Source organism: Sorangium sp. So ce327, from assembly GCF_051530205.1.
In the GTDB taxonomy this organism is placed as follows: domain Bacteria; phylum Myxococcota_A; class Polyangia; order Polyangiales; family Polyangiaceae; genus Sorangium; species Sorangium cellulosum_B.
This window is the reverse complement of the sequence record NZ_CP150330.1, coordinates 10,902,502-10,921,823: the sequence shown is the minus strand read 5'-3', so window position 1 is coordinate 10,921,823 and position 19,322 is coordinate 10,902,502. Positions and strand designations below refer to the sequence as shown.

At 70.3% G+C, this 19,322-nt stretch carries 17 protein-coding genes; 11 read left to right on the top strand and 6 right to left on the bottom strand.

Translation table 11 applies throughout. The features are described from left to right. Window positions 1–39 precede the first annotated feature (39 nt). Window positions 40–663 carry a glutathione S-transferase family protein gene (locus WME95_RS40845; protein WP_437904675.1) on the top strand — a complete coding sequence of 208 codons (624 nt, stop codon included), beginning with the start codon at window positions 40–42 and terminating at the stop codon, window positions 661–663. Window positions 664–813: 150 nt separating this feature from the next. Further along, complete coding sequence (locus WME95_RS40840) at window positions 814–1,779, top strand: endo alpha-1,4 polygalactosaminidase (RefSeq protein WP_437904674.1); 966 nt, start codon at window positions 814–816, stop codon at window positions 1,777–1,779. Between the two features lie 24 nt (window positions 1,780–1,803). Here WME95_RS40840 and WME95_RS40835 read toward each other — a convergent pair whose 3' ends face one another. Next, window positions 1,804–2,814, bottom strand: coding sequence for a LysR family transcriptional regulator (locus WME95_RS40835; RefSeq protein ID WP_437904673.1), 1,011 nt, complete (start codon window positions 2,812–2,814; stop codon window positions 1,804–1,806). Window positions 2,815–2,904: 90 nt separating this feature from the next. Here WME95_RS40835 and WME95_RS40830 point away from each other — a divergent pair, with 90 nt between their 5' ends. Beyond that, window positions 2,905–4,098, top strand: a complete 1,194-nt coding sequence (locus tag WME95_RS40830; RefSeq protein ID WP_437904672.1) for an FAD-dependent oxidoreductase — start codon at window positions 2,905–2,907, stop codon at window positions 4,096–4,098. Window positions 4,099–4,155: 57 nt separating this feature from the next. Here WME95_RS40830 and WME95_RS40825 read toward each other — a convergent pair whose 3' ends face one another. The 3 genes from WME95_RS40825 to WME95_RS40815 form a co-directional block, all read right to left on the bottom strand. Next, window positions 4,156–6,336: a penicillin-binding transpeptidase domain-containing protein gene (locus WME95_RS40825; protein ID WP_437904671.1), complete on the bottom strand. Its 2,181-nt coding sequence runs from the start codon at window positions 6,334–6,336 to the stop codon at window positions 4,156–4,158. Between the two features lie 2 nt (window positions 6,337–6,338). Continuing rightward, entirely contained in the window at window positions 6,339–6,719 is a 381-nt protein-coding gene (locus tag WME95_RS40820) for a BlaI/MecI/CopY family transcriptional regulator (RefSeq protein WP_437904670.1), read from the bottom strand. 75 nt (window positions 6,720–6,794) lie between these two features. After that, window positions 6,795–8,012 (bottom strand): FAD-dependent monooxygenase, encoded by a 1,218-nt coding sequence (locus tag WME95_RS40815; protein WP_437904669.1) that lies wholly within the window; start codon window positions 8,010–8,012, stop codon window positions 6,795–6,797. 209 nt (window positions 8,013–8,221) lie between these two features. On the opposite strand from WME95_RS40815, the gene WME95_RS40810 reads away from it, so the two are divergent. Then, window positions 8,222–8,887, top strand: a complete 666-nt coding sequence (locus WME95_RS40810) for a TetR/AcrR family transcriptional regulator (protein ID WP_437904668.1) — start codon at window positions 8,222–8,224, stop codon at window positions 8,885–8,887. Between the two features lie 533 nt (window positions 8,888–9,420). Here WME95_RS40810 and WME95_RS40805 read toward each other — a convergent pair. Continuing rightward, window positions 9,421–9,534 carry an HAD-IA family hydrolase gene (locus WME95_RS40805; protein ID WP_437904667.1) on the bottom strand — a complete coding sequence of 38 codons (114 nt, stop codon included), beginning with the start codon at window positions 9,532–9,534 and terminating at the stop codon, window positions 9,421–9,423. A gap of 264 nt (window positions 9,535–9,798) precedes the next feature. Here WME95_RS40805 and WME95_RS40800 point away from each other — a divergent pair, with 264 nt between their 5' ends. Beyond that, window positions 9,799–10,473: an HAD hydrolase-like protein gene (locus WME95_RS40800; protein WP_437904666.1), complete on the top strand. Its 675-nt coding sequence runs from the start codon at window positions 9,799–9,801 to the stop codon at window positions 10,471–10,473. A 93-nt stretch (window positions 10,474–10,566) separates the two neighbouring features. On the opposite strand, the gene WME95_RS40795 is transcribed toward WME95_RS40800, so the two are convergent. After that, window positions 10,567–10,932 carry a hypothetical protein gene (locus WME95_RS40795; protein ID WP_437904665.1) on the bottom strand — a complete coding sequence of 122 codons (366 nt, stop codon included), beginning with the start codon at window positions 10,930–10,932 and terminating at the stop codon, window positions 10,567–10,569. A gap of 496 nt (window positions 10,933–11,428) precedes the next feature. Here WME95_RS40795 and WME95_RS40790 point away from each other — a divergent pair, with 496 nt between their 5' ends. From WME95_RS40790 to WME95_RS40765, 6 genes are all read left to right on the top strand, one after another. After that, window positions 11,429–12,820, top strand: a complete 1,392-nt coding sequence (locus WME95_RS40790) for an MATE family efflux transporter (RefSeq protein ID WP_437904664.1) — start codon at window positions 11,429–11,431, stop codon at window positions 12,818–12,820. A 110-nt stretch (window positions 12,821–12,930) separates the two neighbouring features. Continuing rightward, window positions 12,931–15,735: a TonB-dependent siderophore myxochelin receptor MxcH gene (gene mxcH, locus WME95_RS40785; protein WP_437904663.1), complete on the top strand. Its 2,805-nt coding sequence runs from the start codon at window positions 12,931–12,933 to the stop codon at window positions 15,733–15,735. A gap of 88 nt (window positions 15,736–15,823) precedes the next feature. Then, window positions 15,824–16,582, top strand: a complete 759-nt coding sequence (locus WME95_RS40780; protein WP_437904662.1) for a MotA/TolQ/ExbB proton channel family protein — start codon at window positions 15,824–15,826, stop codon at window positions 16,580–16,582. A gap of 2 nt (window positions 16,583–16,584) precedes the next feature. Next, window positions 16,585–17,037 (top strand): ExbD/TolR family protein, encoded by a 453-nt coding sequence (locus WME95_RS40775; protein ID WP_437904661.1) that lies wholly within the window; start codon window positions 16,585–16,587, stop codon window positions 17,035–17,037. Further along, a complete protein-coding gene (locus tag WME95_RS40770) occupies window positions 17,034–17,972 on the top strand; it encodes a ferric siderophore ABC transporter substrate-binding protein (protein ID WP_437904660.1) in 939 nt (312 codons plus the stop codon). The genes WME95_RS40775 and WME95_RS40770 overlap by 4 nt, the downstream gene beginning before the upstream one ends. 30 nt (window positions 17,973–18,002) lie before the next feature. Next, window positions 18,003–19,322 carry a hypothetical protein gene (locus WME95_RS40765; RefSeq protein ID WP_437904659.1) on the top strand — a complete coding sequence of 440 codons (1,320 nt, stop codon included), beginning with the start codon at window positions 18,003–18,005 and terminating at the stop codon, window positions 19,320–19,322.

The window sequence follows — 19,322 nt, the reverse complement described above, 5'->3', positions numbered from 1 at the left end:
GCTATACGTTTCCATGGATCGCGAGCAAGGAGACCACCGATGATCAAGGTCTACAACTTCGCGCGCGGGGCCCGCGGCCAGCGCGTGATGTGGCAGTGCGAAGAGATGGGTTTGCCCTACCAGGTCGAGATGGTCTCGTTTCCGCCGAGCGAAGCCTACCTCGCGCTGCACCCGCTCGGCACCGTGCCGTTCCTCGAGGATGAGGGCGGCGTGGCGATCCACGAGTCCGTCGCGATGATGCTCTACGTGGCGCAGCACTACGGGCCCACGCCCCTCCTGCCCGGCAAGGGCGATCCGGCGCTCGCGCGCGTGCTGCAAATGGCCGTGTTCGGCGAAGCGACCCTCGGGGCAGCCGTCAATGCCCTGCTGACAGCACATTTCGGCGCGCCGGAGGCGGACAAGCGCAACTGGTCGGTCCGCGCGCACGAGGCAAGCATCGAGAAGGCCTTGCGCTTCACGGCCACCACGCTCGGCAACATGCCTTTTCTCGCCGGCGAGCGCCTCACGCTCGCCGACATCTCCGTGAGCACCGCGATCGGAATCTATCGCGGCGCGCTCGGCAAGACGCTGCCCGACGAGCTCGTCGCCTACCAGGAGCGGATCGCCGCGCGGCCGGAGTACCAGCGCGCGCGCGCGAGGTGCCGTGGCGAGGACAGGGGCTGAATCCAGACGCGATCCGCATCCCTCCTGGAAAAGTTGACCCAGCATGGTTTGCCTGTAGCCTGCCGGGACATCGATCGGTGGAAGTGATGCCTGCGAAGCTTTGCGAGCTCAAGGTTCGTCCACTGGCAACTTTCTTGACGAGGCGTCCTCATGAATCGATCGTGGCCCGCGGTGGTCAAGTCGTTGATCTTCGTCCTCGCGGCGGTGCCCGCCGCGTGCAGCGACGCTGGCGTGGATCCGGGCGGGGCAGGGGGCTCGCCCCAGAGCTCGGGCACGCCGGCGTCGACGTCCACCTCATCGGCGTCTGCCTCATCGACAACCGCCGGCGGGGGCCCCGGCGTCTGGATCCCGGCGCTCGAGACGTCGTGGCACTGGATGATCGACCACCCCCTGGACCTGAACGACCCCAGGGACATGGGCCTGGTCGATCCCACGGGAGCGCCCATCGATTCGCCGCCTCCCACGGTCTACGACCTCGACTGGGAGTTCACGCCGGCCGAGACGGTGGCCGCGCTGCACGCGAAGGGCGCCAAGGTCATCTGCTACGTCGACGTCGGCGCGTTCGAGGACTATCGGCCAGACGCCGGCGACTTCCCGGAGTCGGTCAAAGGCAACCCGGACTACCACTGGGAGGGCTCGTTCTGGCTCGACATCCGGCAGATCGATGTCCTCAGGCCGATCATGCTGGCCCGGTTCCAGGTCTGCAAGGACAAGGGCTTCGACGCCATCGAGCCCGACGAGGTCGACGGTTACGCCAACGACTCCGGGTTCCCCCTCAGCTATGGAGACCAGCTCGCCTACAACGTGTTCATCGCGGATCTCGCCCACTCGGTGGGCCTGTCCGTGGGGCTCAAGGGCGACATCGAGCAGGCGGCGGACCTGTGGCCGTACTTCGACTGGACGCTGAACGAGCAGTGCTTCGAGTATGAAGAGTGCGAGCTCCTCGTCGATTCCTTCCTGGCGAACGGCAAGGCCGTGTTCGAGGTGGAGTACGACGATCCGTTCTCCGGTCACATGACCGACAGGTCGCTCTTCTGCGAACAGGCGAACGCCTGGGGCTTCAACAGCATGGAGATGCCGCTCGACCTCGACGGCGGCCGGTGGCCCTGCCGGTGACCCGCGGCCTTCCGAGCGCCCGCATCATCGCCTCGTCGGTGAGCGGGACGTAGGCCGCGAATCCCGAGGTCCACTCGGCTTCTTCCTCGTGCCCTCCGCCGTGCGGCCGCGCGCGCGCGGGCCGTCGCGGAGCGCGGCGATGACGAGCTCCCGGAAGCAGCGGGCGCCCTCGTCCTCGTGGGTCCGCTCGTGCCAGACGAGCTGCATGCGGAAGACGAGCGCGGCCACGGGCGGCTCGAGGAGGGTGAGCGGCGCGAGGCGAGCGAGCGCCTCGGCGATGCGGCGCGGCATGGCGGCGACGAGGTCGGTGTTCGCGGCGATGACCGCGGCGGCGGAGAAGGTCGGGACGGCGGCGGCGATCTCGCGGTGCAGCCCTTGGGCCGCGAGCGCCTCCACGGCGGCGCGGTTGCCAATGCCGCCGCGCCCGAGCGCGATGTGGATGTCGATGTGGCGCAGCGAGTTGAACGCCTCGCGCGTGAGCCGGCGGCGGGCGCACGGGTGACCGCGGCGGACCACGAACACGCTGTCCTGCTCGAAGAGGTCCGCGGCGTGGTGGCCCGGCGGGAGCGGGTGCGCGGGCGCGATGGTCGCGTCGACGTCGCCGCCGCCGAGCCCCCCGGTCGCCTCGAGGTGGTCGACGCTCACCACGCGGAGGGTCGCGCGCGGCATCTCGGCCGCGGCCGCGCGCGCGATCGCCGGCAGGCTGCAGATCTGGTCGAGGTCCGAGAGCGCGAGCGTGAACGCGCGCGTGGTCGCCCGCGGGTCGAACGCGCGATCCCCCTCGATCGCGCCCGTGATCTCGCCGAACGCGGCCCGGAGCCGCGGCGCGATCTGCTGCGCGCGGGGCGTGGGGACGAGGCCGCGCCCGCTGCGCACGACCAGCGGGTCGCCGAGCTGCGCGCGCAGCCGCGCGAGCGAGTTGCTCACCGCCGACGGCGTGACGCGGAGCCGCCGCGCGGCCCGCGCCGCGCTCCGCTCCTCGAGCACCGCGTGCAGGACGAGCAGCAGGTTGAGATCGAGCGTCGACAAGTTCACGGTTGGTGACGATTACCATCACGAATCATCACTGGCAATGAGCGTCAGTCCCACCCATGCTGGCCAGGAATCGAGGCTGGAGGTGGCGAGATGACACAGCGAGGTGTGCGGCGGGTGGTTGTCGTCGGCGGGGGCATCGCGGGCCCGGTGCTCGGGATGTTTCTTCAGCGCATCGGCGTGGAGGCGACGATCTTCGAGGCGCGCGCGGCCCCCCTGGAGCAGGAGGGCGCGTTCCTGGGCGTCGCGCCGAACGGGATGAACGTGCTCGCGGATCTGGGCGTCGCGCGCGCGGTGCAGGCGCGGGGCGCTGTGTGCGACGGGATCCGGTTCGAGAACGCCCGCGGGCGGCGCATCGGCGTGATCGATCAGCGCGACGCGGCGCGCCGGTTCGGCGCGGGGCTCGTGATGATCCGGCGCGGCGCGCTGCACGCGGCGCTCGCGGAGGAGGCGGCCCGGCGGGGCGTCGCGATCCGGTACGGCATGCGGCTCGAGGGGGTGGACTGCTCGGATCCGCGCGAGGTCGTGGCGCGCTTCGAGGGCGGCGGCGAGGCGCGCGGCGACGTGCTCATCGGGTGCGACGGCGTCCGATCGCGCACGCGGGCGGCGGCGCTGCCCGGCGCGCCGGCGCCGGGATACACCGGCCTCATCGATTTTGGCGGCTTCGCGCGCTGCCCCGGCGCGCCGCTTCCGCCTGGCTGGAGCGTGATGGTCTTTGGCCGCCGCGCGTTCTTCGGCGCGTTCGCGGCGCCGGAGGGCGAGGTCTGGTGGTTCCACAACAGCGGGGAGCCCGCGCCGGAGGGCGCCGCCGCGCCGGGGCCGCTCCGCGAGCGCATCCTCGCGCTCCACGAGGGAGATCCAGGCTGGATCGCCGACGTGGTGCGCGCGACGCCCGAGGTGCTCGGTCCGTGGCTGCTGCACGACATCCTGACGATGCCGCGCTGGCACGCCGGCCGGGTCTGCCTGATCGGGGACGCGGCGCACGCGGCGACGCCGCACGCCGGCCAGGGCGCTTCGCTCGCCATGGAGGACGGGATGCTCCTCGCGAGGTGCCTGCGGGACGAGCCCGAGCCGGAGCGAGCGTTCGCGGCGTTCGAGCGGCTGCGGCGGCCGCGGGTCGAGGCGATCGTCCGCCAGGCGCGCCGCAACGGCAGCCGCAAGGCGGTCTCGGGGCCTGTCGCGGGGTGGCTCCGCGACAGGGCGCTCCCGCTGTTCTTGCGGATCGGCGCCGCCGCCCAGGAGCGCGCGCACGCCTACCGGATCGACTGGGAGGAGCGGCTCGCGTAGCCGGGGAAAGGGCGGGGGTGTGTACCCCTCGACGTGGGCGCCCTCGACGCGCTTGGATCAGCGCCCGAGCGCCCGCGCGGTGATGCGCGCGAACACCGGCCCCGCCACCTTGCCGCCCGTCGCGTCCTCCGCGGCGACCACCGCGCCGACGAGGATGACGAAGCGCGGCTGCTCGGCCGGCGCGACCCCGATGAAGCTCGCGTAATTACGCGGCTCGCCCGCCGCCGATCGCTCGTCCGTGGTGCCGGTCTTCCCGGCGACCCGCACCCCTTGCACACGCGCCGCTTTGCCCGTCGCCTGCTCGTCGCTCACGGCGCGCTCCAGCATGCCCATCACCGCCCGCGCCGTCTCCGGGCGGAGCACGCGCTCGTTCTCCACGTGGTGCTCGAAGCGGACGCTGCCGTCCGCGCCCCGGGCGCGCCGGGCGAGCGTCGGCGCATTGAACACGCCGTCATTGGCGATCGCGGCATAAGCGGCGGCCATCTGCAGCGGGCTGGCCATCGCGCCGCCATGGCCCGATGCCAGGGCCACGCCGCGGAGCGAGCCGTCCGCGATGACCGGAGGGACCTCGCCGACCGGCGCGCCGCGGAGCTGGATGCGCATCGCCTCGCCGAAATGAAAGCGCCGGAGCCAGCGACCGAGCGCCTCGCCGCCCAGCTTGTCGAAGATCCGCGAGGCCCCGATGTTCGATGAGAGCGTGAGGATCTGCGGGACGTCGAGCCACTCGTTCGGGCTCGCGTCGCGGAGGACTTCCTTGCCATAGCTCCGCGCGCCCTTGTCGCAGAAGAACCGGTCGGTCACCGCAATGGCCCCCTCGTCGAGAGCGGCCGCGACGGTGAGCGACTTGATGGTCGAGCCGCTGATGCGCGGCGCCGCGGCGGTGCTCGGATCATGGATGGCCAGCACCTCGCCGGTCTTCGGATCGAGCACGATCGCCGTGGCGGTGACAGGGTGCCATTCGTCCGCCATCCGCTTCATCTCTTCATCGACGATCGCCTGGATGTCGCGATCGATCGTGAGCTCCAGGCGATCGGCCGGGGCGCCCAGCACGGAGGCGACCTCCGCGGTCAGGTGGGCCAGAGAGGCCGGCGTGGCGCTGGCAACGGCGGAGGTAGCGGTCGGAACGGACGCGCCCGCCGGTGCAGGAGCGATAGGCTCCGACTTCCCGGACGGATTGGCCGGATTGGCCGCCACGGCCGCGGCCGGTCCTTCCTTGCCGGCGGTGACGCACGCCACCACCCCGAGCAGCGCCGCAGCCGACGCGGTGATTGCAACGCCCCGCGCCGCCGACGTGCACAACGACCCCGCCCGCGGTCGCACGATGGCCTCGACCCGCGCCAAGAGCTGCGAGGGCTCCGCCATCCCGAGCGCTCCGCCCGGCACCTCACGGAGCCGCGCCGCGCTCGTCGCAATGGCCAGCAGGTGCTCGGCATATTCGGTCGGCCGCGCCCCGCTCGCCAGGACTCGCTCGTCCGCCGACAGCTCGCGCTCCATGCGAAGCCTGCGCGCCGCGAGCCACACCAGCGGGTTGAACCAGTGCATTGCACAGGCGAGCTGCCCCACGATCTGGGCAAGACAATCGCGCTGCCGAACGTGCGCCAGCTCGTGCAACAGCACGGCTCGCCAGCGCGCCTGGCTCCACTCGAGCGCCTCCCGCGGCACAAGCACCACCGCCGAAAAGACCCCGGTCACCGCCGGCACATCGATCTCGGAGCTGACGCACACGCGGGCTTTCATGCGCGCTTCGCCGAGCGTCGCCGTGATCCCGGGAAACGAGAGCGGGGTCGCGCGCCGGGCGATCCCACGCGCCTTGGCGAGGCCATGGGCCAGGCGAGCGAGCACCGCAAATGCCCCGAGCGCCCACCCGGCAAGGAGCACCAGGCCCCACGGAAAGGACTGCTTTGCCGGGGCGACTAGCGTAGACGGCGCCTGCGCCGCGGCGTGGGAGACGGACTCGACGGAGGGTGGGGCAATGGCATCCCCGATGGGCTCGGCGAAGGGTCTACTCGCGTCTGCGACGCCAAGCTCGGCCACCGGCAGCACGCGCCACGCCGGAACGAGCCGCGAGGCGACCGGCACCAGCGCCGCGGCCGCGAGCCCGAGCACCAGCACGAGCCGGCGCGTGGAGGCCGGCGCGCGGCGGAGCAGCGGCATCGCCGCGAGGGCGAGCCCGAGGAGCACAGCGCCCCGCGCGGCATCGACGAGGAACGGCAGCGGGCTCATCTCGATCGGGCTCATTATCAACCCCCTTCTTTCTTGGCGCGCTCGATCACCTGGGCGATGCGATCCAGCTCTTCCCGAGATAGCTTGGACTTCGACGTGTCGACGAGCGCGGTGACCGCTTGCTCGACCGAGCCTCCAAAAAACGTCCGCACGACCTGCGCCAGCGCGCTCCTGCGAGCCTCGCTCGGGGCCGTGACCGGCGTGTAGACGTAGCGTTGCCCTTCCTCCACGTGCTTGACGTGCCCGCGCTCCTCCAGCAGGCGCAGCAGCGCGCGGACCGCGGAGTAGCTCGGCGGATCCTCGAGGTTGTCCTTCACCTCGTGCGCGCTCGCGCGCCGCAGGCGGTACAAAATGTCCATGATCTCGCGCTCTCGGCGCGTGAGCGGCGGCTTCGGCATGACGTCCATCCGTAGCCCGGTGCTAAGAATTTAGCAAGCAACGCGTGCTAATTTTTTAGCACGTGCGATCGCGAGCTATCCTCGGGCCTGCACGCCATAGAGGGGGAGGGTGAGCGCCGTCGAGGCCTTCCGGCCCTTGCGACCGGGGAGCCCCGTGCGCGTCAGCCATGGTGCCACCCGGAGCGCTTGATTCCGGATCCACAGCGCTCGCGATGTGGCGGGGATCAGACTGGCCGCGCCTCCGCCGGCGAGCGCCTGGTTCACCTCGACGAACGGTCTCATGACGCGCTCGTACGAGGCGAAGGCGGCGCCAGGGTCGGAATGGGTCGCCAGCTCCCCCGCCAGGACATAGGCGCCGACCATGGCGGTGCTCGTACCTTGGCCCGACAGGAACGACGGCGCGTGGGCCGCGTCTCCCACGAGGGCGACCCTCCCCTTCGACCATCGAGGCATGCGGATCTGGCTGACGACGTCGAAGAAGACATCGGTGGCCTCCTGCAGAGCGGCGAGCATCCGCGGTACTTCCCAGCGGGCGCCGGCGAAGACACTGGCGGTCAACCTTCGCTGCGCCTCGATGTCGGCGAACTCCGAGAAGGGAGGCTGGGGACGGGCGAAGGTCAGGAAGGCGTGCAGGCGATCGCTGTCGCCGGCCGCGAACAGCACGGCCGCCTTCCCGGGCGTGTTGCTGATGAACGCCTCGTGAGAGAACCCGAGGGTGTTGGGGATGGTGAACCCCGCAAAGCAGTAGCCGAGATAACGGTGGTACTGCGCCTCGGGCCCGAAGGCGAGCCGCCGTGTGTTCGAATGCAATCCGTCAGCGCCGATGACCAGGTCGAAGGGGCGTTGCAGGCCGCTCTGGAAGCGCACGTCGACGCCGCCGCCGTGCTCGTTCAAGGCGGTGATGGAGTCGCCGAAGCGGAATTCGACGTCATCTCGGACGGCGTCGTAGAGCACCGTCGTGAGCTCTCCGCGAGGCAGCTCCAGATCCCGGCCTTCCTTGCCGCCGGTGAGCGCCTCGGGCCGGATCGACCCGATGAGCGCGCCGTCGCCGTCGACGAACGTGATTCTGCGTGAGTCGATGTGCGCGGCCGCGATGCGCGACAACACGCCCATGCGCTTCACGACGTCGATCGCGGTGCCCCGGATGTCGATGGGGTAGCCGCCGCTTCGCACAGCGCCGGCCTTCTCCACCACCGTGACCTGGAAGCCGTACCTGTGAAGCCAGTACGCGAGCACGGGGCCGGCGATGCTCGCGCCGGAGATCAGGATCTTCTTGTTCCGCGAAGTCGCCATGTGTCCGCCTTCCTTCGGTGTGAGCTCGCAGCGGCGGAGGGCGCATCCGCGAGAGATCGGCGCGACCCGCCCGCTGCCACGAGGCAGGGCAAGCAGCTGCCGACCGCGGTCCACTCGGCCCAGGGAGCTCTGACCTCGACTACACTACACGGTGTAGTGTACAAAGGCCAGGGCAAAAAGAGGCCAAAATGGGCTATACCTGGAGGTGCATGTCCTCCACCGGCGCACAAAAGGCTCTTCGTGAAGGGTCCGCGCAGAAGCGATCCGCCATCCTCGTGGCGGCCCGGGAGTTGTTCCTGGCCGACGGGTTCGATCGCTCGAGCGTCGATGCGGTCGCCGCTCGCGCCGGCGTCTCCAAGAGGACGGTGTATGACTATTTCGGCGACAAACAGGCTCTCTTGCTGGCCGTCGTCGAGTCCACAGGTGATCTGCTCATGGCGGCGACCCGACGGGCTATCGAGGACACCTTGACGCACGTCACGGACCTGGAGGACGCCTTGATCACCTTTTCGGCGCGGATCGTGACCGAGATGCTCGGCTCGGTGGACTACCTTGCCCTCATGCGGCTGGTGACGATGGAGTCCGCTCATCTGTCGCAGCTGCGAGGTCGCGACCACTGGATGATGAACGCTCCGGAAGAGGCGATCGCGGAGCGGTTCGCCGAATTTGCGCGTGCAGGGCTGCTCGACGCACCGAACCCCCGGCAGGCGGCCGATCATTTCATCGCGCTGACCGTCTTGCTCGCCGCCAACGGGTTCGGGCCGGTGATCGCCCCGAATGACGCCCGCATGCGAGAGCTCCTCGTCGAGGGGGTGCGCGCATTTCTTCGAGCCTACGCGCCCAGCCGCCCGGCCCAGCCTCGATCCCTCGCGTAGCGGCGCCCGTTTGATAGTTGTCGGCGTTCCACATGATCTTGCCGCCAACGCGCTTGTAGCCAGTGCCGGCCCGCGTCCGACCCTCCTTGTTCTATTGCCGCTGCGACCCGCGTGAATAGACGGCGAGATCGTCGTCGCCCCCTTGGACAGATTTGTCATCCCCCGCTCGTCGACCTGGTGCGCCATCACGATGCCCGCTTCTCCGAGGGGAGCGTCACCGAAAAGTTCCGTTCGGTCTGACCTCGCGTCTGTACCAGTTCGCGACCTCACGGGGTCCAGAGCACTGGTCACGTTGTTCAAATGAGTAATAAGCCGTGAGGACGCCATAAGACGCCAAGAGGCGCCATGAGACGCCAAGAGAGATGATTGAACAGGAAAAAATTAGGCGTCTTATGGCGCCTCTTGGCGTCTTATGGCGGCTTGAAATTCTGCATTCAGGCGATTTTGGCCCGTTGGTCGCTCTGGATGGCTCTGTGAAGCTCCGAGAGGCTGCGAAGGACGCGAACGCCGTCTGGAATGCGTTCCTCCGAGCACTACCCCTGAAGCGCAACCACGGTCATGCCTGCGGCGAGGCCAGCGGCGATCCCGGGCCCGCTGTCCTCCGCCACGACGCACTCGGACGGTCGAACACCCAGCGCCCGCCGCATGCAGGAACAAGCCGGGGTCCGGCTTCCAGACGCCGACCTCATAGGAGCTGAAGATCCTGCCTGAGAAAAACGGCGACAGGCCGGTGACCGACAGGCTCAGTTCGATCTTTTCCGGGGGGGCGCATGCGCCCTGCCTCGCCGGCGCAGGGTACCGCATCGCAGCGGCCTCGCGGGGCGCGCCGGGCGCGTGCGCTCCGACGCGCCGCCCATGCTTCTGCCCGCGACCCTTGCCGCCGCCCCCTTCGGTGCGCTACGTGCGCCGCCATGCGCACGTTGTTTCTGGATCTCGACGGCACCTTGACGGACCCGGCCCCTGGCATCGCCGCCTGCTTCGTGCACGCCGCCGATGTGCTCGGGCACGGCTCGGTAAGCCTCGCCGAGGTGCGCCGCTTCATCGGTCCGCCGCTGCGCGAGGCGTTCGCCGAGATCCTGGCGACGCGCGACAGCGCCCGCATCGAGGAGGCCGTGCGCGTCTATCGCGAGCGCTTCGGCACGCTCGGCCTGTTCGAGAACAGCGTGTATCCCGGTGTGCCAGACGCGCTCGCGCAGCTCTGCCAGGCGGGCCACGGCCTCTGCCTCGTCACCAGCAAGGCAGCCGTCTATGCCGAGCGCATCGTCGACCACTTCGGCCTTCGCTCGCACGTGCCCCGCGTCTACGGGGCCGAGCTGTCCGGCGAGCGCTCGACCAAGGCCGAGCTCATCGCGCACGCCCTGGAGCGCGAGTCGCTCACCCCCGCTGACGCCTGCATGATCGGCGACCGCGAACACGATGTCCTCGGCGCCAAGGCGCACGGCCTCGTGGCGATCGGGGTGACCTGGGGCTATGGGTCGCGCGCGGAGCTGGAGGCCGCGGGCGCCGACCGCATCGTCGACACGCTGGAGGAGCTGGTGCTGGCGGTGCGTGCGTTGAGGGAGACTCGAGGCCGAGCGGCTCGATGAGTGAGTCCGCGGCACCGCAGCGTCGCTATCTGAGGTCCATTATCCGGAGGCGGCCACCGATTCCGGCGCCGGCCGGCCACCCGGCGCCGGCGCTCACCACCAGCCGATGTCCTGGATGACGGTGCCGGCGTCGCCGTACCGCACGATCGCGCGGTTCTGACGGATCTCATAGGACTTCGGCGAGCTGTCGACGATGTCCTGATCGAAGGTGTGGCACTCGAGCTTGTAGGTGCCCTCGCCCTGCATCAGCGCGCCCTTCAGCTTGATGTACGTCTCGTTGTAGCGGCTCCTGAGCCGCAGGATCGCCTCCTCGGTGGCGTCGATGAGCAGCTCGAGGTGGACCGTCTTCTCCCGCTTCGGGTGCGACGCGTCGAAGGCGAGATTGACGACGACGCCGGCGTCGAGCAGCGCCTCGATATCCGACTTGGAGAACGTCTCGAAGACCATGAGCTTTGCCATCGCGCGCTCCTTCCAGGGATGTGCTCGTGGCGTTGTACTACGGCGCGCAGCCCGGGGCCGAGCATCCTCGCGCGGCGTGACGCCGGGGCCCCGCGGTCGCCCTCGGGCAACGGGGCGAACCGCCGCGCGCGCCGCGGCCGAGCGTCAGAAAATCCCTTCAGATCGCGGTCGAAATGCTGCTTCCGCCGGTCGCCCCATGCGGTGAAAATAAAAATCAATTGCATCTGCGCCAGCTCGTATGCTAGGAGACAGCAAGCACGCTGGAGAGGGAGAAGCAGGGGCGCCGTGTGCCCCGGGGCTGCCTTTCGGATCGCGTTCGTCCGAGGAGGTGGCGTCGTGGGCACCATGGCGCCTGCGGACGCTCACGTCTGCGCTCTCGATGTGGGGACGTCATGAGAACAGATCTCTTCCAGCTGCGTTGCTGTCGCGCGCGTGGAGGGCGGCGCGGCTTCGGCCGTGTGGAGTCGATGAGACCGAATCGACGGAGATCTGTGCCATGAACGATAGAGACACGCAGAAGCAGTTCATCCTCGAGGGGAAGCTGACGAGAGTGATGTGGGAGCTCTCGTGGCCGGCGGTGCTGGCCATGGTGCTCTACGGGCTCAACGCCTTCCTGGACGCCGTGTTCGTGGGCCAGCTGATGAACAAGAGCGCCCTGGCCGGCGTCGGCATCGCCTACCCCTTGTCCCAGCTGACGCTCGGCCTCGGCAGCCTGGTCGGGACCGGCGCGGGCACGGCGCTCAGCATCTACCTGGGCGCCGGCGACAAGGGCAAGCTCCACGGCCTGCTGGGCAGCGTGAACGGGCTGTCGCTGCTCCTCAGCTTGCCTTACACCGTGCTGGCCTACGTCTTCGCGGAGCCGCTCGTGCGCATGATGGGCGGCACCGGGGAGATCCTCGCGTACGGCACCGAGTACTTCAAGGTGACGGCGCTCGGCTCGGTGTTCTGGGTGCACGGCCTGGCCGTGAACATGACGGTGCGCGGCGAAGGCAAGATGAAGACCGCGGCGTGGATGATCTCCCTCGGCCTGCTGGTGGACGTCGCCCTGAAGCCGCTGTTCATCCACACGTTCGGCTGGGGCGTGCAAGGCGCGGCGTGGGCCACCAACGCGGCGATGCTCGTGTACTCGGTCGTTGGGCTCCTGTACTTCGCGAGGGGGCGCGCCTCGTTCGACACGGCCTGGCGCACGATCCGCGTCGATCCGGCGATCCGGAAGCAGATCGTCTCCCTGGGCATGCCGGGCATGATCTTGACCATCATGGGCATCGCCCAGAACGTCGTTGTCTACAACGCGGTCTCGGGCCAGGGCACGGAGAACGACGTCGCCTTCTACGCCGCCTGCAACCGCCTCTTCCTGTTCATGCTGACCCCGATGCTCGGGCTGATGCGCGCCTTGCAGCCGGTGGAAGGGATCAACTACGGGGCACAGCGCCACGTCAGGGTGAAGCGGGCCTTCAGCCTCTTCGGGCTCGCCGGGGTCGCGTTCGTCCTGCCGTTCTGGCTCGCGATGATGCTCGCCCCGAACGCGGTCCTCGGCTTCCTGCTGCCGGGGTCCGAGTTCACCGCGCAGCAGCTGCTCGATTTCCGGATCTACATCGTCGTGCTGCCCCTGCTGCCGTATGTCTTCAACGCGCTGGTGCTGTTCCCCTGCCTGGAGCGGGCGAAGCTCGCGAGCGTGGTCGCCCTCCTGAGGCAGGTGGTGCTCTTCATCCCCTTGATGTGGCTCCTGCCGAGGCTCGTCGGGGTGAGCGGGGTCTACTGGGGGACCACGGCCATCGACGTCGCGATGTTCCTCCTCGTGCTCGTCATGGTGAACCGAGAGTTCCGCAGGCTCGACGGGCGCGACGTGGAGACGAGCGCCGCGCTCAGGGAAGCGCCCGCCGGCTGAGCCCGGCCCGGCTTCCCGCGCGGAGCGCCGCGCGCGCGGCCATGAACGGCATCCTGAGTGCACATGCAAAACTATTGCAACATGTATCGCGTTGCTATAGATGGAGCCGCATGAACACCGAGGCTCCCGCGCTTCGCCGTCCGGCGCGCCCGTCCCGGGCGCGAAGGAGCGCCGGCGCCGCCGCTTTCGTCGCGGCCGGAGCTCTTCTCGCGGGCGGGGCCGCGCGCGCGCAGGACGCCGGCGCGGCTTCGCCGGCGGAGCCGGCCCGGGACGCCGCGCCGGACGGCGAAGCGCCTCCGGGCGCCGCCGATGAACCCCGGCAGGCGCCGGAGAATCACCCGCCGGTCCTCACCTCGTTCGTCGAGGCCGATTACCCGGCGGCCGCCCTCGCGCAAGGCCGGGAGGGGACCGTCGTGCTGAGGCTCACCATCGAGGCGGATGGGCGGGTGTCGGCGGCGGACGTGGCGCAGGCCGCGGGGCACGGCTTCGACGAGGCGGCGCAGGCCGCAGCGCAGCGCTTCCTGTTCTCGCCTGCGCGACGGGGGGACACCCCGGTCGCCTCCCGCATCCTCTACGCCTACGAGTTTCACCTCCCGAAGGCGCCTGCGAGCGGCGCGCTCCGCGGGCGTGTGCTCTCGCCCGGCGCGAGCTCCCTCGGCGTCGCCGGCGCCGAGGTGCTCGTGCGGCACCAGGATGGCTCCACCGAGCGAACGCGCACCGACGGCGAGGGCCGGTTCCAGATCGAGGGCCTCGCGCCCGGGCCCTGCGTCGTGATCGCCGAGGCGAGCGGCGTCGGCCGGGCCGAGGTCGAGACCGAGATCGCCGGAGCGCACGTCGCCGAGATCGCCTTGCGGCTCGTGCCATCCGGCGAGGAGGCCCCGATCGAGGTGACCGTGCGCGGGCCGTCGGAAGCCGAGCGGCGCCGGCAATCGGCCGAGGCCGTGACGGTCGTCGAGATGGATCGCGTCAAGCGGGAGTCCTCGGACATGGGCGAGGTGCTCGCGCGCACGCAGGGGGTCGGCGTGCGCCGCGAGGGAGGCCTCGGCTCGGCCACGCGCTTCTCGCTGAACGGGCTGACGGACGATCAGGTGCGGTTCTTCCTCGACGGCGTGCCGCTCGATCTGGCCGGTTATCCCTTCGGCGTCTCGAACGTGCCGGTAGGCCTCGTCGAGCGCGTCGAGATCTACAGCGGCGTGGTCCCGGTGCGCCTCGGCGCTGACGCCCTCGGCGGGGCGGTCGACCTGATCACCGATCAGGACCTCTGCGCGTCGCGCGCCGGCGCGTCCTACGAGGTGGGCTCGTTCGATACGCACCGAGCGGCGCTCGACGGCAGCCACCTGCACAGGCCGAGCGGCTTGTTCGCCCGCGCGAGCGGCTTCTTCGATTACGCGAAGAACGACTACCCCGTCGAGTTCGAGCTCGAGGACGAGCGCGGGCGCTTCTCGCAGGCGCGCGTCTACCGCTTTCACGACGCGTACCGCAGCGCAGGAGGCCACGTGGAGCTCGGGGTCGTCGATCGGCCGTGGGCGCGGCGCCTGCGCCTGCGCGCCTTCGTGACCGACTACGAGAAGGAGTACCAGCACAGGCTCGTCATGAGGGTCCCGTACGGCGGCGTGACGTACGGGGAGACCTCGGCAGGCGTGAACCTCCGTTACGAACAGCCGCTCGGGCGCGGCGTGTCGCTCGACGCGGTGGGCGGCTATGCGTACGTCCGAGGGCGCTTCCTCGACGTCGCGACCTGCGACTACGACTGGCTGGGACGCTGCGACCCCGAGGACAGCAAGCCTGGCGAGACGGACGCTGTCCCCCACGACCAGGTCTTCTGGGACCATTCCGCCTTCGCGCGCCTCAACGTGGAATGGCGCATCCGGCCGTCGCACGCCGTCCGCCTGGCCGTCGCGCCGACCTACGTGACACGGACGGGGGAGGAGCGCCGGCAAAGCGATCCAGATAGCCCCGATCCGCTCGCCGACCGCCGCAGCGTGCTCGCGCTGGTGAACGGCCTGGAGTACGACCTCGACCTGCTCGAGGACCGGCTCGATAACGTCCTGTTCGTCAAGCAGTACGTGCAGCGCATCGCGAGCGAGAGCCCGGTCGCCGGTGATCTTGCGCGCGACCGCGACGGGAGCACCCACCGCTTCGGTATCGGCGACGCGCTCCGGTACAGGTTCACGCCGTGGCTCTACGGGAAGGCCTCCTACGAGTGGGCGACGCGGCTGCCCAGCCCCGACGAGGTCTTCGGCGACAACACGTTCATCGCGGCCAACCTCGGGCTCGATCCCGAGGTCAGCCACAACGTCAACCTCGGGCTCACCCTCGACGCCCGCGAGACGCCGGCGGGCGCCTTTCGCGCGACGGGCAATGGCTTCCTGCGCGCAGCGGACCGGCTGATCGTGCTGCTCGGCAACGATCGGGACCAGAGCTACGAGAACGTCCACGGCGCGCGGTCGCTCGGCGTCGAGGGCTCCGCCGGATGGACCTCGCCCGGGGAGCACCTCGCGCTCGACGGCAACGTCACCTACCTCGATTTCCGCAACACCTCCAGCGAGGGGGCGTTCGGCGACTTCGAGGGAGATCGCATCCCGAACCGCCCGTACCTCTTCGCCAACGGCACCGCGCGCCTCCTGTTTCGCCGCGTCTTCGCCGCGGAGGACGAGGTCGCGCTCACGTGGAACAGCCGCTACGTACACGAGTACTTCCGCACCTGGGAGAGCCTCGGGCGGCCTGACTCCAAGCAGGTGATCCCCTCGCAGCTCGTGCACTCGGCCGGGCTCGGATACGTCGTCCGGCGCGGCAGCGCGAGCCTGAGCACGACGCTCGAGATGCAGAACCTCACGGATGAGCGTGTGTTCGACTTCTTCCGCACGCCGCGCCCGGGCAGGAGCTTCTACGTCAAGACCACGGCGGAGCTCTGAGCTCGAGGGGCAGGTGATGGGATGAACGGCCGCGCGACGAATCAACAGACCCTGCGGCTCGCCGAGCACACGAACTCGAGGAGATGAGATGCACACCGTTGTAGCCGTCAAGAACCTGCTCGTTCAGTCCGGCGCGTCCTGGGTCCTGTGGCTCCTGTTCGCGCTCTCGGCGGGCAGCATCGCCATCGCGATCGAGCGCTGGCTCTACTTCCGCTCGAAGGACGACGACGTGCGATCGCTCGCCGCCGAGCTCGACGCCCACCTGTCGAACGGCTCGGTCGCCGCCGCGCTCGACGCGCTCCGGCCGATGCGGTCGGTCGGGGCGATCGTCGCCCGCGCAGGCCTGAGGCTCGCGCAGCGCGGGTCGGCCGCGGCGGACAAGGGGATGCAGAGCGCGATGGCCGCCGAGCGGAAGGCGCTCGAGGCGCGGCTCGCGTACCTCGGGACCCTCGGCAACAACGCGCCCTTCGTGGGCCTCTTTGGCACCGTCATCGGCGTGATCCTGGCGTTCGAGCAGCTCGGCCAGGCCACGGGGGCGGCGGGCGGCGGGGCGGCGAGCCAGGTCGCCTCCGCCGCGGTCATGGCGGCGATCGCGGAGGCGCTCGTGGCGACGGCCGTGGGCATCGGCGTCGCGCTGCCGGCGGTGGCCGCTTACAACTACCTGCAGCGCCGGATCGCCGCGATGCTCGACGACGCCGAGACGCTCTCGAACCTGGTGCTCGCCTACCTGGCGACCGGAGAGGCTGCCCCGCAGTCCTCTCGTGTCGAGCCCGCGCGCGCGGCCCATGGCAGCGCGGCGATCGACAAGCCGATGAACGGTGAGGCGTCCCGCCCGGAGGCGGCCTAGTCATGGCGAGCGCCGGGCAGAGCGCGAGATCCCGCCGCGGCGGGATCATCGAAGGGATCAACGTGACGCCGCTCGTCGACATCACGCTGGTCCTCCTGATCATCTTCATCGTCACCGCGAAGATCGTCGTCGCGCCCGCCGTCCCGCTGGATCTGCCGCACGCGTCGCAGAGCGAAGATGTCCAGGCGGTGCTGAGCGTGGTGCTGCCCGCGGAGGGGCCCGCGCAGGTCGACGGGGCCGCGATCGACGATGCGGCGCTGCGCGAGCGCGCGCGGGCGGCCCTGTCGCGCGATCCGCAGCTCCGGGCCGTGATCCAGGCCGACCGCGCCGCCTCGCACGGCCGCGTGATGACGGTGCTCGACACGCTGAAAGCCGCGGGGATCGCGCGTGTCGCCTTCGGCGCCGTCCGCCCGGAGGCCGAGGCCCATGCGGCGGAGAGGACGGGCCACCCATGATTCAATCGGAATTCCACCCCGAGAGCGTCGCCGGCATCGTCCTCGACGCGGCGCGCTCCCACGTCCAGCCCCGGCGCGCGAGGGGAGGAGCCCGCGCATTCGCGGCCGACAGCACTGCCGGGATCGTCCTGGGAGCCGTCAAGGAACATTCGGCCCGAGCGCTCGTGCTCGCGCTCATGCCGGCGGCCGTCATGCAGGGCACGGTCGGGATCATCGCGTTCCGCCTGGGCCCGGACGACACGACGGCGAGCCAGCGCGACGCGCGCCCGCCGCTGCAGGTGGAGCACGTGGTCGATCTGGCCCCACCGCCGTCGCCACCGAGCCCCTCGCCGCAAGCGGAAGCTCCGGCGCCCAGGGCCGCCGAGCGCTCCCCCGCGCGCGCGGCCGCTCCTGCCGCTGCTCGGGCGCCTGACGCGCCCGCCGCGCCTCCTCCGCCCGCGCAGGCAGGGCAGGTCGCCCTGGCGGAGAACGCGGCTGCGCCGCTCGATTTCACCGGGTTCGACATCGCCGTTGGCCTCGGAGAGCGGTATGCCGGGGGCGTCACCTCCTCTGCGGGGACGAGCGCGCAGGCGGTGAACGTCGCGCGTGTGGACCCGAGCGCTCCTCCGGAGCGCCGGCAGGGAGGCCCCTCGCGCGCGAGGCCCGTCGGGCAGCCCGCGCGGGAATGGAATTGCCCCTGGCCGCGCGAAGCGGACGCGCTCTCGGTGGACGAGCAAACGGTGGTCATTCGCACGGTCGTTCGTTCGGACGGCACCGTCGCTTCGGCGGAGCTCCTCTCGGACCCGGGCTACGGCTTCGGCCAGATGTCGCTCGCGTGCGCCCGCAGGCAGCGATTCCTGCCCGCCGCCGACGAGGGAGGCCAGCTCATCACGGCGACGTCGCCGCCCATCCGCGTGAGGTTCACGCGACATCCGCGATCCACGGGCGCGCTCTAGCGAAGCCCGACGCGAGAAAGGAAGCAGGACATGAGCTCTTCACGTACTACCAGGCTCCTCGAGGTCGAGGCCGCCGCACGCCCGAGCGCCCGGCACCGCGAGGAAGGGCCGCGGCTCATGGAACGATGCCGGAAGGGGGGCGCTCGCTGGGCTCTCGCGACGTCGTGCCTCATCGGCCTGCCGCTCATGGCTGGTTGCGGCAGCGACCCCGGGGAGAGCGGCGCCCGGGAGCCGGACGACGGCGGTCCCCGCTATGCCCTCGCCAGCCGTGTCGAGGACAGCGACTTCACGAACAGCACCATGTTCGTCTGGGTGGTGGGCGACCTGAGCGGAGGAACCGTCAGCCTGGACGAGGCCACCGAGCTCCCCGGGAGAGGCTCTATCTGGGGACTCCCACGAACCGAGGTCTTCTATGTCGTGAGCTCGGAAGAGCTCACCGTCTCGAAATACAGCGTGGCCGGCGGCAATCCGGAGCTCCTCGCTCGGCTCGGACTGGGCGCAGCCGGGATCTCCTTCCTCCTCGGGGAGAGGATGGTGTTCGACGGCCCGGATCGAGCGTTCCTCTTCGACCTCGTCTCGGGGCAGGCGCTCGAGCTCGATCTCGCTGCCATGGAGATCACCCGGAGCATCGACGTGTCGGACGCGCGGATCGACTCCGCGGACACCACGTTCCTCGGGGAGCCCGGCTTTCGTGAGCACGGCGGGCGGCTCGTCGCTCCACTCTACGGCACGAGCGCGGCGTACGATCGCGTGGCCAGCGAATCGAAGGTCCTCTTCTTCGATCCGACCGACGGCTCGATCGAGGTGAAGGGCGCCCCTTGCGGAGGCCTCTACTACACGGTGAAGGCGCCGAGCGGAGACCTCCATTTTGCGTCCGATCCCTATGTCGCCTCGATCTTCATGATCGACCCGGAGAGAGCTCCAGCGCCGTGCATGGCGCGCATGGCTGCAGGCCAGGACGAGCTCGACACCGACGTCGTGGCGCTCAACGACGTGACCGGCGGCCCGACCGGCGGCCTGATCCCCGGCTCCGACGGCGTGGCGTACCTGCGCGTGCTGGACACCGGCATCTACTCGCCCAGCGCCGACGCCACCCACCTGGAGGCTTACTCGGCGCCGGGCTGGCAGACGTGGCGCATCGCGCTCGACGATCCAGGAGCGGCCGAGCGCCTCGATCGCCAGCCGCTCGCCGGCGGCATCAAGGTGTTCGAGGTGGACGAGCAGGCCTACGAGAACGAGTCAACGGCAGGCTTCGGCTCGACCACCCTGGTGCGGACGACCGGGGACGGCGCGCCCGCGCGCGCCCTGACGATGCCTGGCGCCACGTGGGGTGTCCTGCGCGTGCGCTGA

Bases quoted from the DNA above. Each gene is read 5' to 3' on its own strand.
- mxcH (WP_437904663.1), top strand. From the start codon at position 12,931: ATGAACACCGAGGCTCCCGCGCTTCGCCGTCCGGCGCGCCCGTCCCGG.
- WME95_RS40810 (WP_437904668.1), top strand. From the start codon at position 8,222: ATGTCCTCCACCGGCGCACAAAAGGCTCTTCGTGAAGGGTCCGCGCAG.
- WME95_RS40775 (WP_437904661.1), top strand. From the start codon at position 16,585: ATGGCGAGCGCCGGGCAGAGCGCGAGATCCCGCCGCGGCGGGATCATC.
- WME95_RS40845 (WP_437904675.1), top strand. From the start codon at position 40: ATGATCAAGGTCTACAACTTCGCGCGCGGGGCCCGCGGCCAGCGCGTG.
- WME95_RS40830 (WP_437904672.1), top strand. From the start codon at position 2,905: ATGACACAGCGAGGTGTGCGGCGGGTGGTTGTCGTCGGCGGGGGCATC.
- WME95_RS40780 (WP_437904662.1), top strand. From the start codon at position 15,824: ATGCACACCGTTGTAGCCGTCAAGAACCTGCTCGTTCAGTCCGGCGCG.
- WME95_RS40820 (WP_437904670.1), bottom strand. From the start codon at position 6,719: ATGCCGAAGCCGCCGCTCACGCGCCGAGAGCGCGAGATCATGGACATT.
- WME95_RS40800 (WP_437904666.1), top strand. From the start codon at position 9,799: ATGCGCACGTTGTTTCTGGATCTCGACGGCACCTTGACGGACCCGGCC.
- WME95_RS40795 (WP_437904665.1), bottom strand. From the start codon at position 10,932: ATGGCAAAGCTCATGGTCTTCGAGACGTTCTCCAAGTCGGATATCGAG.
- WME95_RS40815 (WP_437904669.1), bottom strand. From the start codon at position 8,012: ATGGCGACTTCGCGGAACAAGAAGATCCTGATCTCCGGCGCGAGCATC.
- WME95_RS40770 (WP_437904660.1), top strand. From the start codon at position 17,034: ATGATTCAATCGGAATTCCACCCCGAGAGCGTCGCCGGCATCGTCCTC.
- WME95_RS40790 (WP_437904664.1), top strand. From the start codon at position 11,429: ATGAACGATAGAGACACGCAGAAGCAGTTCATCCTCGAGGGGAAGCTG.
- WME95_RS40805 (WP_437904667.1), bottom strand. From the start codon at position 9,534: ATGCGGCGGGCGCTGGGTGTTCGACCGTCCGAGTGCGTCGTGGCGGAG.
- WME95_RS40840 (WP_437904674.1), top strand. From the start codon at position 814: ATGAATCGATCGTGGCCCGCGGTGGTCAAGTCGTTGATCTTCGTCCTC.
- WME95_RS40825 (WP_437904671.1), bottom strand. From the start codon at position 6,336: ATGAGCCCGATCGAGATGAGCCCGCTGCCGTTCCTCGTCGATGCCGCG.
- WME95_RS40765 (WP_437904659.1), top strand. From the start codon at position 18,003: ATGAGCTCTTCACGTACTACCAGGCTCCTCGAGGTCGAGGCCGCCGCA.